Genomic DNA, 17657 nt, shown 5'->3' with positions numbered 1-17657 from the left:
CACACTATATGCTTGATCCTACTTGAGCAATCATTTAGCACGCAGAGTAAGGATGAGTATTATGAAGAATTCATTACTAGCCATCGCAATGCTAATCATAGGAACATCATCAGCAAACGCTGGATTGATGGGTAGCGGTGTCACAGCGAATTACCACTATGCCACATACGGTTCCATCTTACACACAGAAATCAGCACGGTTGCCGCAGGCAATGAATGGGTTAATCCCACCGGATTCCCAGGTGATTGGGACGCTTTTGACTACATAGACATCGGCGATGACTACATTCATTTCGACTACAAAGATGACGCCTGTTGCCGTTGGGTAAACACCTCTTACAATGGCTTTGAATTTATATTTGATAGTGGCGTACTAGCGGATCTTTCCGCCGTGAGCTTCTCGGCCAACACTGATGACTATGTCGATTCAATGCTAAGTTGGGTTGACGATACATTGTTTGTCAATTGGCAAGGAGGCAACATCACGGGTGTTGATTCCGTGCATATTAACCTGACGTTTGCGTCCATTCCTGCACCGGCGAGCGCTCTCCTACTTGGACTGGGGTTAGTCGGTTTAAGTCTGCGTCGGCGCAACAAGTGAACCACGTGTGATAATCCATCATTCAATGAAAAACGCTTTCGATTGACGAAGGCGTTTTCACTTTGTGGCTACTAACAACCTGCCATTAACGCCTATCAGTGTCAGACGAGTTTACAAGAAACTATCCCCGCCGAAGCTGACACCGCTAACACACTGATATGAAACAATAAAAATAACGGCACAATACCTGCTTGTGTTTGCGTAATAACCATTAACAATACCAACATAGTAGGATGATGTTCATGTTGAATAACTTAGTAAAAACCACATTGGGAGCCTCTCTGCTCGCCGCAAGTGCTTTTGCCAGTGCTGCAGTGATCCCTTACGGCCCACAGAATGATGTTGCTGTTTCCACCGTTACTAACGATTGGGGTTGGAGCGAGTGTTATTCAGCTACCTATGCTACGCCTATGGGTACAACTGTTGACGATGAGTTAGCCAACTGTTCAGGTGACTACCTGATGCTGGCTGCGCGCCGCACAGGCTCCGATGTTTTTGAAGTACTTGCAGCAGCAGGCTGGGATGATGTGTTGACTGACACAGGTGCAGCCAATAACGACGTCACCACGACCGCCAATGGCGCAGAATGGTATTATGCAGATGGCTGGTCTTGGGGTTTCGCAGGCTTGGGTGACGACGTCAACAAGTTCGAATGCGATACAGCAGCGGCATCGGAAAGAGATCGTCTTTGCTGGCACACGTTAAATGGTGTTGGCGGTTATCGTGCTGGCAGCTATTTGGGACTTAACAACAGCACTGATTGGGAAAAAGTAATCTTAGTCGCTAACGCTGTAGCGGTTCCTGCACCTGCAACCGCGCTGCTGCTTGGACTCGGTTTAGCTGGATTAGGCTTGCGCCGCCGTAACAAATAGTAGGTTAACACCGCAAGTTTACTGCTCGTAAATAAACGCCTCCGTTGATCGGGGGCGTTTTTAGTTTTATCAAGCTGACAAAGTTTCAATGTCCTACCTGCTCACCTTAGCCCCTGCGAGCATAGACACCCAAACGTCACAAACAAGCAATCTTCCCGCAACAAAAACGTCCCATTTCTGTCATCCGACCTCTCTAACCTTACGCCGTGACTCTTATCACAACAGTCGTTCAATTTCCGAACATTCAACGGTATTTAGGACAGTGAGATGAAACTAAACAGGATAGCCCTATCCGGCGCCTTGGCCGCGGCCATTGTTGCCCAGGCTCAAGCCCAGGTTGTACCTACGAGCCAAATGGACAACGCTTGGTACAGTGAAGCCAGCGTATTACTCAATGCCAAACTGCAAGCCAGTACTCAATTCAAAGCGAAGAACGTGATCCTTTTTGTCGGCGATGGCATGGGAGTTTCGACCCTCACCGCCGCGCGCATTTTGGAAGGTCAGCTCGCTGGCGCTATGGGTGAGGAGCACTATCTGAGCTTCGAAACATTCCCCCATACAGCACTGGCCAAAACCTACAATGTTGATGCGCAGACGCCCGATTCAGCAGGCACCATGACCGCCATGATGTCGGGTTTAAAAACAGACGCTGGCGTGATCGGTTTAGATGAAGATGTCGTTCGCGGCGATTGTTCAACCGCTGCAGGCAACGAAGTGGTGACTGCGCTGGAACTGGCTGAGATCCGCGGCTTGTCCACCGGCGTGATCTCTACCGCTCGTATCACCCATGCGACCCCCGCCGCCACCTACGCCAAATCTGCAGACCGTAATTGGGAAGATATATCAGATATGCCCGAAGACGCGGTGAACGGTGGCTGTGAAGATATCGCTTCGCAGCTAGTTAACTTTGAACCAAGATTAGAAGCCCGCTTTACCGGTATCGACGTCGATGGCATCGATGTTGTGATGGGTGGTGGTCGACGCCACTTTCTGCCAAAGGATGCGACAGCTAATAGCGCCGATGCGGCCAGTGAAATCGAAGGCGATCGTACTGACGAGCGCAACCTGATCGCTGAGTGGCAAGCAATGTACAGCGATGGCCACTATGTTTTCGATCAAGCAGGCTTCGATGCCATAGATCCAGCAGAAACAACTCGCCTATTTGGCTTATTCAACGAATCTCATATGCAGTATGAAGCAGACCGAGACAACGATATTGCCGGTGAGCCTTCGTTGTCGCAGATGACAGAGAAAGCCATCGACGTACTAGGCAATAACGATAAAGGGTTCTTCCTGATGGTGGAATCTGGCCGTATTGACCATGGCCATCATGCTGGCAGCGCCTACAACGCATTGACCGATACCATCGAAATGGCGAAAGCAGTTCAGCAAGCTGTCGAAATGACCGATCCCAATGAAACATTAATCTTAGTGACAGCTGACCATAGTCATGTATTCACCATCGCCGGCTACCCTAAGCGCGGCAACCCAATTTTGGGCAAAGTGGTGGGGGTCGGCAACGATGAACCTGCAGAAGCTGCAGATGGTATGCCGTATACAACCCTTGGCTATACCAATGGTAAAGGGTTCCGAGATTTAGGCACAGAAACCAATGCCGATGCGACTTACAGCTTGGACAACAGCAACGGCCGCCAAGATCTGACGACTGTTGATACCACAAGTACAGGTTACCACCAGGAAGCCCTTATCCCACTCGGTTCAGAAACCCATGCTGGTGAAGATGTTGCCATCCACGGCAAAGGGCCTGGTGCGCAATTGCTACAGGGCGTGGTTGAGCAGAACATCATTTTCCACATCATCAACCAATCCCTTGGCCTGGTCGCGGAATAAGGAACAAGACAATGAAACTGACTAAATTAAGCTTGGTTATAGGTACCGCACTGTTGGCGATAGCCGGTTGTGATGATGGTGACGATGGCGATAACGGCCTGACGAGCCTGATCGCCCAAACCCAACTGGAAGTGGGCGATACAAACTGCCCGAATGGCGGTACTCAAGTGCAAAGCGGACTAGACAATAATACCAACGGTACACTGGACGCTGATGAGGTACTGGACACCAGTTATGTCTGCTCCGCCGGCAATACCAGTGTAGCGACCGCAGAACTGTTAACCACTCTCAACAACCCCTGGTTTGGCGCAGCGCAAAACAAAATCGCTGAAGCCAAATCTGTGTGGCAGCAAGTGATCGGCACGCAACCACGCAGTGCCAATGGTGGTGTGGTCACGACCAAAGTCGCAGGCAAAGCAAAAAATGTCATTCTGTTTGTCGGTGACGGCATGGGTATTTCCACCGTCACCGCAGCCCGCATTCTTGAAGGCCAGATGCAAGGTGGCAACGGCGAAGAGCATATGTTGAGCTTTGACATGATGCCTTTTGCAGGTCTAGCAAAGACCTATAACGTTGACGCTCAGACCCCTGATTCAGCGGGTACCATGACGGCGATGATGAGTGGTGTGAAGACCGATGTCGGTGTCATCGGTGTCGATGAAGATATCGAGCGCGGCGACTGCGCAACAGTCGCAGGAAACGAATTGGTAACAGCACTGGAGCTGGCAGAGATCGCTGGCAAGTCAACCGGACTGATCTCTACCGCACGGATCACTCATGCAACACCCGCGGCCACTTATGCTAAGTCTGCCGATCGTAACTGGGAAGATGTGTCCGACATGCCAGAAGCTGCGGTTGTTGCAGGTTGTGAAGACATTGCAGCACAGCTGGTGAACTTCGAGTCTCTGCTGGAAAGCCGTTATGCCGGCTTGGATGTTGATGGTTTAGAGGTGGTAATGGGCGGTGGTCGTCGGCACTTCTTGCCTAAAGACGCTATGTATAACAGTCCCGACGCAGTGAGTTCGGTTGAAGGTGATCGTACCGATGGCCGAGATCTGACTGCTGAATGGCAAGCTAATCACATGGATGGTGTTTATATTTACGACCAGAGCGGTTTCGACGCGGTGGACACGGAAACGACTGCTCACCTATTTGGCTTGTTCAACGAATCTCATATGCAGTATGAAGCGGACAGAGCCAATGATGTTGCAGGTGAACCATCGTTATCTGAGATGACCAGCAAAGCGATTCAGGTGCTCGACAACAACGAAGATGGCTTCTTCTTGATGGTTGAGTCTGGCCGCATAGACCACGCTCATCATGCCGGAAGTGCCTACAATGCCCTGACCGATACCATCGAATTTGCTAAAGCCGTTGAAGCGGCTTTGGCACTGACCAACGATGAAGAAACACTGATCATTGTGACGGCGGATCATAGCCATGTATTTACTATTGCTGGCTATCCAAAGCGTGGTAATCCGATCCTTGGCAAGGTTGTTGGAATTGGTAGCGATGAGCCTACCACTGCCAGCGATGGTATGCCTTATACAACCTTGGGTTATACCAACGGCCGGGGCTTCCGTAACCTAGGCGCTGAAACTAATGCTGATGCCACTTATGGCTTGGATCCAGCCGCTGGACGTCAGGACTTGGGCGACGTCGACACCACCAGTCCGGGCTTCCACCAAGAAGCTCTGGTACCTATGAGTTCTGAAACCCATGCGGGAGAAGACGTGGGGATCTATGCACAAGGCCCTGGTGCGTTTCTGGTGAATGGTACCAACGAGCAGAATATGATTTTTCACATCATGAATCTCAGTGGCAATTTGGCCGAACAAGCTAACGCCAAGCTTTAATTATTCATAACAAAAAAAAGGGAGGTTCACACCTCCCTTTTCTGGATCTGACATTATGCCTATTAAGAATTTACAAACTGCCTCACTGTTCGCTCTCTCCTTACTCGCACTGCTCTCTCAAGTGGCTTTCGCCACGCCCGCATCGCAGTGCTCAATCTTGTCGCAGCAGCTTTCTGCTCATTATCAAATCGACATGACTGAACACGGAAAGAAACAGACCACAGCGTTCTGGCTTTGGCGCGATGGCAATAAAGTAGCCCACCAATACCCTGCCACCCAGATCACCGAACAATGGGATCTACTCGGCAATAACTGGATAAAGCCCACCCGCTTTTTTGATCACTACCAACGCGCTATCGAATATCAACCTGGGGAAAAAGTACATGGTAAGCAGGAACAGGACTGGCCCCACCGCTATCAACTGATCTCCGCTCAGCAACTGGAAAAATTCACTCTGAAGTCGGAGCAAGGAGAGGGCTGCGACAAGCGCCAAACGCTGGAGCTCAATAGCAACAATGAAAAAACCACCCTGGTTTGGTTACCGCAGCTACAGCTGATCCATTCCCTTCAACGCCATTATGGTAATAAGCAAGAGCAGTGGCAGTTGGTGACCCTTGCTCACGATAGAAAGACGATCAACACATTCTTCGCAGTACGCCAAAATTACCAGGCAACTGATTATGCCGATATTGGTGACGACCATACCGATCCGTTTCTCACTCAAATGGTCACCCAAGGGTTTATTGAAGGCGGTGCCTCTGGATTCTACGATACTCAAGGCAACGCTTTGGCAGGTCACGAACACCACCACTAGCGTCAGTTCTCTTTTCACCAGCCCCGCCAAATATACAAGGGCTATCTGGTAGGTATTCACCTGATAGCCCACCCCTTCAGCAATGCTGCTGCTTGACGACACCACTACCCATAGTGAATTTATATAGTTAGCATAAACTCTTTAGTTGTTAGCATGTTGTCTTGCTTCGCTTTGCTCTATGCTTAAAACAACAACAAGTAATAAGTCATGAATAAGGATGCCCCAATGCTGCTTTCCCACTTCATCAACATCCCTCTCGTCAAAACCACCCTTTGCGGATTCGCTCTAATCTTCAGCACCTCTTTAATGGCACAAGATTTTCAGTTAATGGAAGAGAGCGAAATTGACGAGCGCCTAAGCTATCTGGAAGCACGTCTGAATGAGATCCAAACACCATCTACCTATTGGCAATTTGGCTGGACCGGATTCTATGGTGCCAGCGCGTTAGCACAGGCATACAAAGCAAACGACGAAGATGATTCTGATGAATCAACCAAGCAGTGGGTTGGCGCAGTGAAGTCAACGGGTGGCTTTGCCATGATGATGCTAAAGCCGCTACCCGTGGTTGCTGGCTGGGACGAGTATCAGATGCTGCCGGGCAATAACCGCGCAGAGAAACTCGCCAGACTGGCGGAAGCAGAAAAGATGCTGGAACAGAGTGCATGGCGTGCAGATGAACGCTACACCTTAAAGCCGCATTTGATTGGCGTTGGCGTTAATTTACTCGGTGCCGCAGCCATTGCAGCATGGGGTGATAGTGGCGATGCCCTAGGCTCTGCTGCGTTGGGGATAGCAATTAGCGAAGCAGCTATTTGGACACAACCGGATGCTGCACAGGAAGGCTGGAACGGTTATCAGCAACAGTTTAATGAAGCGGAAAAAAGCGCTTTCAACTGGCGCATTGTCCCTGGATTTAACAGCGTTTCGTTACAAGTTACTTTCTAGCCCCAATATCCCCGTAGCCACCATAGCTATCTATCAAGGCTAAAGGTGGCATGGGGCTGCAAAAGTTAGACTATGCGTCTAACTCTGCATAAAGTTCACTGGCAGAAACGACTAAGGATTCACCTGCTAAGTTAGGAAAGACAGCCACGACACGGTCATCTTTTTCCATACCTGGGAGCCATTTTTCCATCCAATCCACCAAGCTAACAGCCAGTGGCTCTAAGCCTTTCCAGTCCGCGATAGCGCAAGCGGCGGCCGCATCTTCAGAAGGCCATACGGGTAAGCACTCTTCATCACCAGAGGTAACAATCAAGCAACCTTCATCGTCTTTCAGAACCCAGACTTGCTCAGCGGCTAACGCCATCTCTAAAAAAGCTTCATAGCGTGTCTCGGATTTTTCACCGAATAAGGCTGTTGTATTCTTCGCTGTATCAGTCATGGGGTTCTCTCATTCAAATGGTAACTCGCGCAATCTACACAGTTCCAGGGCGAAAAAACAGCCATTTCGCCACCAACAGAGTAGATTTCTACACGGCTACAGCATGCAATTGGCTATTCGCCCATGCAATCGCGCTGCTCTCATCGGTAAAACTCATTTGAGGTATCGATTGGCTGCGATAAAGGCGCAACTTTTCCACAAACAGGTATTGCCAGTTCTTTGCATAGATATGACCCGTAGCACATTCGCCATGAGCCAAACACCAATCCACCACGGGCAGATAGGCTTCAGTCAATTCAGGTGTGGCACCTTCCCACTCGGTCAGATCTGCAATGGCTACCCAGCGCTCAGCAAGCGGACATTTTTTCAGATCGTCGAAGAAATCAAACACAGCCTCTTTGTTCCACGCCCCAATAAACTTCACTTTCACAATACTGTTATTCTGAAGAAGTGATATTTCATAACTACCATGACTTGCAAACATATCGACCTCCCCTACTTTCACTCTAAATACTCACATAGCTCTCCCTTGGTTATCGTGTGCAACCACACAACTCTTTAATCTAAATAAGTGATGTTTGCGCTCTGTTGCACAGCGCCCTTTGAAACGCATTCTAGCCAAACACTCTGGCATGATTGATCTTACTTGCCACGTAAGCCCTAAATTCCGTCTAGACTTTGCGTACATTATTAAGCTCCGCCAATAAATGAAGGATATGCCGTGTTTAATGCTCTGGTCATTGATAAACAAGACGAAAAGCAGGTGGTAGAGATCCGCCAACTGGATGAGTCAGCACTACCAGAAGAAGAGGTGGTCATTGCGGTGGATTATTCATCCATCAATTACAAAGATGGTCTGGCAATCACAGGTAAAGGAAAGATCATCCGTAACTTCCCCATGGTGCCCGGCATCGATCTGGCTGGCAGCGTGATCTCTTCAAAGCACCCCTGCTATCAAGCAGGTGACCAAGTGGTTCTCACCGGCTGGGGCGTTGGCGAGAACCATTGGGGTGGCCTCGCCGAAAAGGCCAGCCTAAAAGCTGAATGGTTGGTACCAAAGCCCGAGGGGCTGACAGGTAAACAAGCGATGATGGTCGGCACCGCGGGATTTACCGCCATGCTCTGTGTCATGGCACTAGAAAGCTATGGTGTCACGCCGGATAAAGGTGAGATATTAGTCACCGGCGCCAGCGGCGGTGTCGGCTCTGTTGCTGTCACACTATTGAAGCAACTAGGCTATCGCGTTGCTGCCGTGACTGGACGTCCAGAAAACGCCGAACTACTAACAGCACTCGGTGCAACGCGCATCGTGCCCCGGAGCGAACTGGAAGGCAAAGGTCGCCCATTAGACAAGCAGTTATGGGCAGGCGCTATCGACACGGTTGGCAGTCAACTGCTCGCTAATGTGTTATCAAAAATAGATTACAACGGTGCCGTCGCCGCTTGCGGCTTAGCCGGAGGATTTGATCTGCCGACCACAGTGATGCCTTTTATTCTGCGCAACGTAGCACTACTAGGCGTCGACTCAGTAATGTGTCCCTATGAGAAGCGCAAAGCGGCGTGGCAACGTCTGTCAGAGCTTTTACCTGCTAGCTATTATGCCCAAGCCTGCACCGAGATCTCATTAGAGCAAGTGACAGAGTACGCAGAAAAGATCACGCTGGGACAGGTGACGGGACGCACGTTAGTTAAGCTTTAAACTGACGCTTTAGCTTATCTCCTCAAACAGAGAGAGCGCATACTTATGGGCTCTCTCCTTTTTCGTCAATCCTCTATCAGTACTTTAGTCTGCGGTTTTATCCCGCCTTATACACTCGGCAGTGTGAGCCAAGTGAAGTGCCGCCAGCAGAAATTAAAAATAGTCATAACAACAGCTGGTTAGCTCTGGTATGGTTAATTATTAGGAAGCTGATAATCGCTTGCCACTTACGAACGAATAACGATTCGATTGTTATGGCAAAGTCAGCGAAAACGCTCAGCTAGGCAGCACTGTTTAAGGATAAAACGTGAATACTCAAATTGCGCTATTTCGTGGTATCAATGTTGGTGGCAAGAATCTAGTACCAATGGCAGAGCTTAAGCCACTTATTGAAGAGCTTGGGCTGCAGAACGTACAAACCTATATTCAAAGCGGCAACGTACTTTTTCAATCCAGCCAAACAGAGCAAGACGATTTAGCAGAAAAGATAAGTTCGGCAGTAGAAACTCAGTTTGGTTTCAAGCCTGAAGTGATGCTAGTTACCCCTGACGATCTGCAAGCCGCCGTCGATAAAAGCCCGTTCAAAAACACCGAGCCCAAATCACAGCATTTCTACTTTTTATCTGGCACACCAACAGCCCCAGACTTTGATACGCTTGACACGCTGAAGTCTGAAAATGAATCATTTGAACTAGACGAAAAGATATTCTATCTGTTCGCACCAGACGGCATTGGTCGTTCAAAATTGGCGGCGCATATCGAAAAAAGCCTAGGCGTCTCTGTTACCGCAAGAAACCGCAATAGTGTGACAAAAATGCTCGCGATGCTGTAACAGTAACAGCATCCCGTGCAGCATTCAGGACGCAAAGATGAAACGGATCGTTCTACCTTTAGTCTTACTTCTAACTTGTAGTGCCCTGTTTTCTGCCTATGGCCACGCCAACGCCCTTCCCTCGCCACAAGTTTCTTCATCGGCGCAGAAATTACCCCTAGCGCAGCCATTAATAAGACGTTCGCCTGGGGTATACGATGAGCAATTGCTGCGGCAACATGCTGACGGCAGCTCCGCCGAACCTTTACGCTTTGTACTATCGGTACCAGAAAATGACTTAGCCAACGCAGCAACACCTCTCGTCGTCGCGCTGCATTACAGCGGTAATATCACTCCCTTCTTTGCCGAAGATATGTTCTATGACCTAATCGACCCAGCCCTTGCGGATCTAAACGCGCTAATCGTACTTCCCGACGCACTAAGCAACGACTGGACAACGCCAGCTAACGAAGCGGCACTGTTACAGCTGATAGCGAGCATCCAAGCAGCTTATCAGATCGATACAAACAAAATACTGCTGACAGGGTACAGCCTGGGCGGCACTGGCGCTTGGTTCCTTGGCCAGAGGCACCAAGCACTATTCTCAGCGATACTACCTATTTCTGGCATGCCTCCGGCACCAGAACAAGCGACGCCAGCGCAACAAAAGTGGCAGATCCCCATCTATGCGATCCATTCACTCACCGATCAGGTGAGTTCCGTGACAGCAACCCGTGACTACATCATGCAACTTCAGGCCAGCGGCAGCGATGCCACGCTGGTGACATTAGAGCAGGCTGATCACTATGATTTCGCGGCGTTTACTGATGCGCTTTATCAAGCTATACCTTGGATAGAGTCAATCTGGAAACAGCCGGAATAAACAAGCGAAGCAAAAGAGATTAGACATGTTGAAAGCGATAAAACATATCTTTGCTTCCAGCCTACTCTTCGCTGTGCTGCTGACGACAGTGGTTACGCTGTGGGAGTGGCTAGAGAACCCTGGGCAGATATTTCGCAACGAGCAAGGCACCCACTGGCAGCCTTTGTTCGATACGGCCATTAGCTGGTTCCTGCCAGCTTTCAGCTACGCGCTTGTACTGTTAGTGCTGCTCTTCTTACTTAAAGTAGTGATACAGAGAGTTAAACTAATCAGGTCTTAAAGCTTGTTATTGCCTGATTTGATGGCAACAAAAAGCCCCGATAGCTTTCGCTATCGGGGCTTTCTTTAAGCAGTGCTAACTAAATGAAATTACTTAGCAGCTTTCTTCGCTTTCTCTTCTGCGATAACAGTCTCAGCTACAGAGTTCGGGCACGGTGCATAGTGTGCGAACTCCATAGAGAACTGACCACGACCAGAAGTCATGGTACGCAGGCTACCGATGTAACCGAACATCTCTGCCAGAGGTACATCAGCCTTAATGCGAACGCCAGTTGCGCCAGCTTCCTGATCTTTGATCATGCCACGACGACGGTTCAAGTCACCGATAACATCACCAACGTGATCTTCAGGAGTGAATACGTCAACCTTCATCACTGGCTCAAGCAACTGAGGACCAGCTTTAGGCATAGATTGACGGAAAGCACCTTTCGCTGCAATTTCAAACGCGATAGCTGATGAGTCAACTGCGTGGAAACCACCATCAAACAGTTCAACTTCTACGTCCAGCACAGGGAAGCCAGCCAATGGGCCTTCTTCCATCATGCTCTTGAAGCCTTTTTCAATCGCAGGGAAGAATTCCTTAGGAACGTTACCACCAACAACGGTTGATGCGAACGTGAAACCTGAGTTTGGCTCGCCAGGCTTGATACGGTAATCGATCTTACCAAACTGACCAGAACCACCAGACTGCTTCTTGTGTGTGTAGCTGTCTTCGATCGGTGTGGTGATAGTTTCACGGTAAGCCACCTGAGGCTGACCAACAACCAGCTCAACACCATATGTACGCTTCAGGATATCAACCTTAATGTCTAGGTGCAGTTCACCCATACCCTTAAGGATGGTTTCACCTGAATCATCATCAGTTTCAACCTGGAATGAAGGATCTTCAGCAACCATCTTACCGATAGCGATACCCATCTTCTCAGAACCGCCCTTATCTTTAGGCGCAACAGCGATTGAGATCACTGGCTCAGGGAAGATCATTGGCTCCAGAGTACATGGATGCTTAGGATCACACAGTGTGTGACCGGTCTTCACGTTCTTCATACCAACAACAGCGATGATGTCACCGGCTTGTGCAGAGCTTAATTCGTTACGCTCATCCGCATGCATCTCAACCATACGGCCGATACGCTCAGTCTTACCAGTAGCTGAGTTCAGGATGGTGTCACCCTTGTTCAACTTACCTGAGTAGATACGGATAAAGGTCAAGGCGCCAAAACGGTCGTCCATGATCTTAAATGCCAATGCGCGGAATGGTTCGTCAACGGTAACCAGAGCGTGCTCACCAGTAGGCTCACCTGTTTCTTCGTCAGTCAGTGGCTGAGGATCAACTTCTGTTGGTGAAGGCAGGTAATCAACAACTGCATCCAGAATCAACTGAACACCTTTGTTCTTAAACGCAGAACCACAGTAAGTTGGGAAGAACGCCATAGTACGAGTACCGGCACGGATACAACGCTTAACGTCTTCCATTGAAGGCTCTTCACCTTCCATGTAAGCCATCATCAATTCGTCGTCCTGCTCAACCGCAGTTTCGATCAGCTTCTCGTGATATTCGTCAACCTGGTCAGCCATATCAGCAGGGATATCTACGATTTCGAAGTTCTCTGGCAGGCCAGAGTCGTCCCATACGTAAGCTGTTTTAGTTAAGATGTCGACAACACCTTTAAAGTCATCTTCACGGCCGATAGGCAGCGTCATAACCAGTGGGTTAGCAGCAAGTACTTTCTCTACCTGACCAACAACACGCAGGAAGTCGGCACCGATACGGTCAAGTTTGTTGACGAAAATGATACGTGCTACTTCAGATTCGTTTGCATAGCGCCAGTTAGTTTCTGACTGAGGCTCTACACCACCTGAACCACAGAAGACACCAACACCGCCATCGAGAACTTTCAGTGAACGGTAAACTTCAACGGTGAAGTCAACGTGTCCTGGAGTATCGATGATGTTCATGCGGTGATCTTTCCAGAAACAGGTAGTCGCCGCTGACTGAATGGTAATACCACGCTCAGCTTCCTGTTCCATGAAGTCAGTCGTTGCTGCACCGTCATGTACCTCACCAGTTTTATGGATCTTACCGGTAAGTTTCAAAATACGTTCTGTAGTGGTGGTTTTACCCGCGTCAACGTGCGCGAAAATACCAATGTTTCTATAGTGCGATAAGTCTGACATTGCGTTACTCAATCGTTCATGGGTCAAAATTGCGCGTCAGTATACAGGATTTTCAATTTTTTTATTAATAAATAACCAATGAAAAATGATGCTTTTTCCACTGCCTGTAAACATAGCGATATAGCATGGCGCACGAATCATGCTAACCACATGATTTTAAATTGGTTTATGCAAGACACTTTTAGAACAGAAGAGCCCAAACTAGCCAGGTTCGTTCTACATGGTATGATTTACCCAACAACGGTCAGGTGGATGCGCCAGCCCGCGTCAGACATTACCTGACAAACGCCTGCCTGTCTCAAATTAATACGATTCAAATCTTAAACCTTCAGCACAGGATCGCCCTAGTGAGTAAAAGCGTCGGCATGCGCCTTAACAAATTCATCAGTGACTCAGGCTTTTGTTCAAGAAGAGAGGCCGATCGCTTGATTGAAGACCGCCGCGTTACGATCAATGGCCAACTGCCAGAGTTAGGGACGAAAGTGCAGGCTGACGATACAGTACAGGTAGATGGCAAGCCTATCTGTGCCGTACCAGAAAACAAATCAGACCGAGTCTATATTGCTTATAACAAACCCGTTGGCATCACCTGCACCACAGAACGCAACGTCCACGGCAATATCATTGATGCTATCGGCCACAAGCAGCGTATTTTCCCTATCGGACGCTTGGATAAGCCATCAGAAGGGCTGATTTTTCTCACCAGTGATGGCGATATAGTCAATAAGATCCTGCGGGCGGGAAATGAACATGACAAAGAGTATATCGTCACGGTAGATAAACCGGTGAACCCGCACTTTGTACAACGTATGGCCAACGGTATCCCGATACTCGACACCGTCACCAAACCGTGCAAAGTCAGTATTGAAAGCAAGTTCGTGTTCAAGATTATTCTGACGCAAGGGTTAAACCGGCAGATCCGGCGCATGTGCGAGTATCTAGGCTACAAGGTGACCAAGCTAAAACGAACACGGATCATGAATGTCGAGCTAGGCAGATTAAAAGTTGGCCAGTGGCGAGAACTGACCAGCAAAGAGATGGCTGAGATAAACAGTGCAGTTGCCCATTCAAAAAAGACAGCTGACGCGACGACAGCACAACACAATGCCACGATAACCCGTAGCAAACAGCAAGCCGATCACAACACGAAGCCAGCAGCTCCCCTTAAAAAACGAGCTAAAATGGCGTTTAAAGGCAAAGGTAAGCGATTATAACAGCGGCTTTCTTCGCATCAGCCGCTTTCATCACTCAGACTAGCTCCATCCAAAGGGGCATCAGGGACTCGGATTGTCGATACCAAATAGCCAACTTGTTCATCAGGGTTTTCTCCTGACTCGGCAAAGCAGGGACAGTAGAGCCGGAACCGAGATAGTATTATGGCTAACCAGCGAACAGGGCCCAGTAAAGCTAGTCATCGAAAACCAACAGCCGCTGTTTTTTATCGCCACACAATACCGAGCGATGGCCGAAGCGAGCTTGTCCAGAGCCAAACTCACATACCAGTGTAAAGACCTGCCCCTCTCGCTGTTTGATCATAGCCCGGTCTCGGTGTTCTATTTCACTGCCATCAATAGCCATTTTCGTGCCCAAGACCTGCTAAGAGAGCAGCAGATTGAGCTGTTCGAAGCTGATTTTCGACTGCATGACCGCTATCTGATGGAACGCTTTGCCAAAGGAGGGCTCCAGTTCATTGGCCAGCCTAGTCAACGACCAGGTTATATAGAGTATCAACAGGCGAAAATTAAACCCGCTGAGTATCTACCAGAGTTTAAGGTTCTATCACTAGACATCGAGTGCTCTCTACAAGGTGAACTTTACTCTATTGGTATGCATATACCCGCCTCGGAGCAACAAGCAGAGATCGCCACTGTCATTATGCGCGGAAAGCCGCAGCCAGCCTCAACCGATATCACTTGGGTCGACGGTGAGCGAGAGTTGCTACAAGCACTCGAGCAGGCGATGCAGCAACTCGACCCCGATATCGTGATCGGTTGGAACGTGGTCAATTTTGATTTTCGCCTGTTACTAAAGCGTGCCGAAAAACATCAGTTAAAGATGCGTCTGGGGCGCGGTAACAGCTACGCTAGCTGGCGTGACTCGCGAACGGAAAACAATCAGGGCTTCATCACCTTACCTGGCCGAGTCGTTATTGATGGGATTGATGGCCTAAAGACCGCAACTTATAGCTTCGACAGCTTTAGCTTGGAAGCTGTGGCCCAAACACTACTTGGCAAGGGCAAATTGGCTGACAATGTCGCTGACCGAATGGCAGAGATCGACCATAACTTCTATCACGATAAACCCGCACTGGCCGCCTATAATTTGGAAGATTGCCGCTTAGTCAGTGAAATTTTTGAGCATACTCAGCTGTTAGATTTCTTGCGTCTCCGTAGCCAACTAACCGGCTTAGAGCTCGACCGTATTGGTGGCTCTGTGGCCGCATTCACTAATGTTTACCTACCCAAGTTACACCGCGCCGGATATGTTGCACCTAATCTTCCCGCTGATGGCGGCCTAGCCAGCCCCGGCGGCTATGTCATGGACTCACGTCCGGGCCTATACAAGCATGTGTTGGTGCTGGATTTTAAGAGCCTATATCCATCGATTATCCGCACCTTCAAAATTGATCCTATGGGTCTAATCGAAGGGCTAAAAACCCCGCAAAGCGCGATCCCAGGTTTTCGGGAAGCGTTGTTTTCTCGGGACAAGCACTTCCTACCAAGCATCATTAATGAGCTTTGGTTGCAGCGGGACGAAGCCAAAAAAGTCAAAGATGCGCCGCGCTCGCAAGCAATTAAGATCCTGATGAACAGTTTCTATGGCGTACTCGGCTCAGGTGGCTGCCGCTTCTATGATCCTAGATTGGCCAGCTCGATCACCCTGCGTGGCCACGAGATCATGCAGCAAACAGCCCGTTGGATAGCCGAACATGGCTATGAAGTGATTTATGGTGACACTGACTCGACGTTCGTTTGGCTAAACGGTGATTTCAACAGTAACCAAGCCGATACCATCGGCCAACAGCTGGCTGAAGATATTAATCTTCGCTGGCGACAAAAGCTGCGGCAAGAGTTACAACTCGACTGCCACCTAGAGATCGAATACGAAACCCACTATCGACGCTTCCTGATGCCCACAATTCGCGGTTCCGAGGCGGGCAGCAAAAAACGTTACGCCGGTTTAATTGGTGAAGGCGCATCCGAAAAGCTGATATTTAAAGGGCTCGAAACCGTTCGTACCGATTGGACAGAACTAGCCAAGCAGTTTCAAACTCAGTTATATCAGATGGTGTTTCACGATCAGGACCCCAGCGATTTTATCCAGCAAACAGTCAATGAAACCTTAGCCGGTCAACGCGATGCACTGTTGGTTTACAGAAAGCGCTTACGCCGTAAGCTAAGCCATTATGTTAAGAATGTGCCGCCCCACGTTCGCGCAGCAAGAATGGCAGATGAAAGAAATCTTGCAGAGGGCAAGCCACAGCAATATCAACACAAAGGCAGTATCAGTTACCTAATCACACTAAACGGTCCTGAGCCGGTTGAACACATCACCAGCCCGATCGATTACGATCACTACATTGATCGCCAGTTAAAACCTGTCGCGGACGCGATTCTTCCTTTCATAAAACTTGATTTCGATCGATTAATAGATAACCAATTAGGGTTATTCTGAAAAGTCATCGCCTAATCACCTTAAAAACGTGAACTCGCGCATGAATTGCTGTATATTTCGCCAACATTTTTTATCGACAAGGACGTGCTGAACATAACAGGTAAGAAGTAAACCAGTAATGAACGATGCACCTCTAACAAGCACCTGCCCCTTCTGCACCAGCAAACTTGCTGAACGCGCAATGACGTGTCCTAGTTGCGACGCGCCATTAGAGAAGACCCCCAAGGCCGATGCTAAATGGTTAACGCACAAAGGTATCGAGTATGTTTGGTATACCCAACAAGCAGAGCTCTATGCTACAGAAAGAGCGTTAGATCCTAAGAGACTTATTGTTGAGATCCAGTCAGGTGCCCGACAAGGCTACTGTGAAAATGGAACCTGGTTTGTGCGTTATGAGTTAGCCACTAAACGTCGTGGTCGAAATATTCCCATGATCGCAGCGTCTGTTGCCACCATTGCCACCCTGCTGGTTGGCGGTGTTTATACTAAAGGCTATACAGCAACAGCTCACAACAGCGAAAGGGATCGCGCTATGCTGTTGTGTAAAGCAGACGTTGAAGGCCATGCAGAGCCCGGCGAAATAACCTATATCGACGCGCAGACCTCACAGCCCAGTGATAGACTTTGGCAGGTAACTTATCAATTGGAGTTCAACACCCGCACAGAGCGCGGTGTTAAGAAAGTGGCTACCTGCGTATTAACTGACGGTCAGCTATCCAACGTGGAACTGGTCACACTGAAGTAGGCGCAGACT

General features: G+C 49.1%; 16 protein-coding genes. 13 read left to right on the top strand and 3 right to left on the bottom strand.

From position 1 onward, the window contains the following. Positions 1-61 precede the first annotated feature (61 nt). The 6 genes from DU002_RS16220 (at position 62) to DU002_RS16195 (ending at position 6939) form a co-directional block, all read left to right on the top strand. Positions 62-601, top strand: coding sequence for a PEP-CTERM sorting domain-containing protein (locus DU002_RS16220; protein ID WP_158538095.1), 540 nt, complete (start codon positions 62-64; stop codon positions 599-601). 242 nt (positions 602-843) lie between these two features. Beyond that, on the top strand, positions 844-1473 hold the full coding sequence (locus DU002_RS16215; protein ID WP_158538093.1) for a PEP-CTERM sorting domain-containing protein: 630 nt from the start codon (positions 844-846) through the stop codon (positions 1471-1473). A 267-nt stretch (positions 1474-1740) separates the two neighbouring features. Beyond that, complete coding sequence (locus tag DU002_RS16210; RefSeq protein WP_114339485.1) at positions 1741-3324, top strand: alkaline phosphatase; 1584 nt, start codon at positions 1741-1743, stop codon at positions 3322-3324. Between the two features lie 11 nt (positions 3325-3335). Continuing rightward, positions 3336-5180, top strand: a complete 1845-nt coding sequence (locus DU002_RS16205; RefSeq protein WP_114339484.1) for an alkaline phosphatase — start codon at positions 3336-3338, stop codon at positions 5178-5180. A 55-nt stretch (positions 5181-5235) separates the two neighbouring features. Further along, positions 5236-5994: a hypothetical protein gene (locus DU002_RS16200; RefSeq protein ID WP_233496520.1), complete on the top strand. Its 759-nt coding sequence runs from the start codon at positions 5236-5238 to the stop codon at positions 5992-5994. Between the two features lie 207 nt (positions 5995-6201). Then, the gene (locus DU002_RS16195) at positions 6202-6939 is read left to right on the top strand and encodes a hypothetical protein (protein ID WP_147271885.1); all 738 of its coding nucleotides are present in this window, start codon (positions 6202-6204) and stop codon (positions 6937-6939) included. Between the two features lie 70 nt (positions 6940-7009). On the opposite strand, the gene DU002_RS16190 is transcribed toward DU002_RS16195, so the two are convergent. Both DU002_RS16190 and DU002_RS16185 read right to left on the bottom strand, forming a co-directional pair. Further along, positions 7010-7378: a DUF2750 domain-containing protein gene (locus DU002_RS16190; protein ID WP_114339482.1), complete on the bottom strand. Its 369-nt coding sequence runs from the start codon at positions 7376-7378 to the stop codon at positions 7010-7012. A gap of 88 nt (positions 7379-7466) precedes the next feature. After that, positions 7467-7862: a hypothetical protein gene (locus DU002_RS16185; protein ID WP_114339481.1), complete on the bottom strand. Its 396-nt coding sequence runs from the start codon at positions 7860-7862 to the stop codon at positions 7467-7469. Positions 7863-8099: 237 nt separating this feature from the next. Here DU002_RS16185 and acuI point away from each other — a divergent pair, with 237 nt between their 5' ends. The 4 genes from acuI (at position 8100) to DU002_RS16165 (ending at position 11051) form a co-directional block, all read left to right on the top strand. After that, positions 8100-9077 carry an acrylyl-CoA reductase (NADPH) gene (gene acuI / locus DU002_RS16180; protein ID WP_114339480.1) on the top strand — a complete coding sequence of 326 codons (978 nt, stop codon included), beginning with the start codon at positions 8100-8102 and terminating at the stop codon, positions 9075-9077. 307 nt (positions 9078-9384) lie between these two features. Further along, the gene (locus DU002_RS16175) at positions 9385-9909 is read left to right on the top strand and encodes a DUF1697 domain-containing protein (RefSeq protein ID WP_114339479.1); all 525 of its coding nucleotides are present in this window, start codon (positions 9385-9387) and stop codon (positions 9907-9909) included. Between the two features lie 37 nt (positions 9910-9946). Further along, positions 9947-10771, top strand: a complete 825-nt coding sequence (locus tag DU002_RS16170; RefSeq protein ID WP_114339478.1) for a carboxylesterase family protein — start codon at positions 9947-9949, stop codon at positions 10769-10771. A 25-nt stretch (positions 10772-10796) separates the two neighbouring features. Continuing rightward, positions 10797-11051, top strand: a complete 255-nt coding sequence (locus DU002_RS16165; protein WP_114339477.1) for a hypothetical protein — start codon at positions 10797-10799, stop codon at positions 11049-11051. An 89-nt stretch (positions 11052-11140) separates the two neighbouring features. Here the strand turns inward: DU002_RS16165 and fusA are convergent, their stop codons facing one another. Then, entirely contained in the window at positions 11141-13228 is a 2088-nt protein-coding gene (gene fusA, locus DU002_RS16160) for an elongation factor G (protein WP_114339476.1), read from the bottom strand. Positions 13229-13593: 365 nt separating this feature from the next. Here fusA and rluF point away from each other — a divergent pair, with 365 nt between their 5' ends. From rluF to DU002_RS16145, 3 genes are all read left to right on the top strand, one after another. Next, the gene (gene rluF / locus DU002_RS16155; protein ID WP_199405264.1) at positions 13594-14442 is read left to right on the top strand and encodes a 23S rRNA pseudouridine(2604) synthase RluF; all 849 of its coding nucleotides are present in this window, start codon (positions 13594-13596) and stop codon (positions 14440-14442) included. Between the two features lie 79 nt (positions 14443-14521). After that, positions 14522-16903 (top strand): DNA polymerase II, encoded by a 2382-nt coding sequence (locus DU002_RS16150; protein ID WP_114339572.1) that lies wholly within the window; start codon positions 14522-14524, stop codon positions 16901-16903. A 118-nt stretch (positions 16904-17021) separates the two neighbouring features. After that, a complete protein-coding gene (locus DU002_RS16145; protein ID WP_114339474.1) occupies positions 17022-17648 on the top strand; it encodes a hypothetical protein in 627 nt (208 codons plus the stop codon). Positions 17649-17657 lie beyond the last annotated feature (9 nt).

Origin of the sequence: Corallincola holothuriorum (genome assembly GCF_003336225.1) — a bacterium.
In the GTDB taxonomy this organism is placed as follows: domain Bacteria; phylum Pseudomonadota; class Gammaproteobacteria; order Enterobacterales; family Neiellaceae; genus Corallincola; species Corallincola holothuriorum.
Note: the sequence above shows the minus strand (reverse complement) of the source record. Positions and strands in the feature narration are given on the sequence as shown.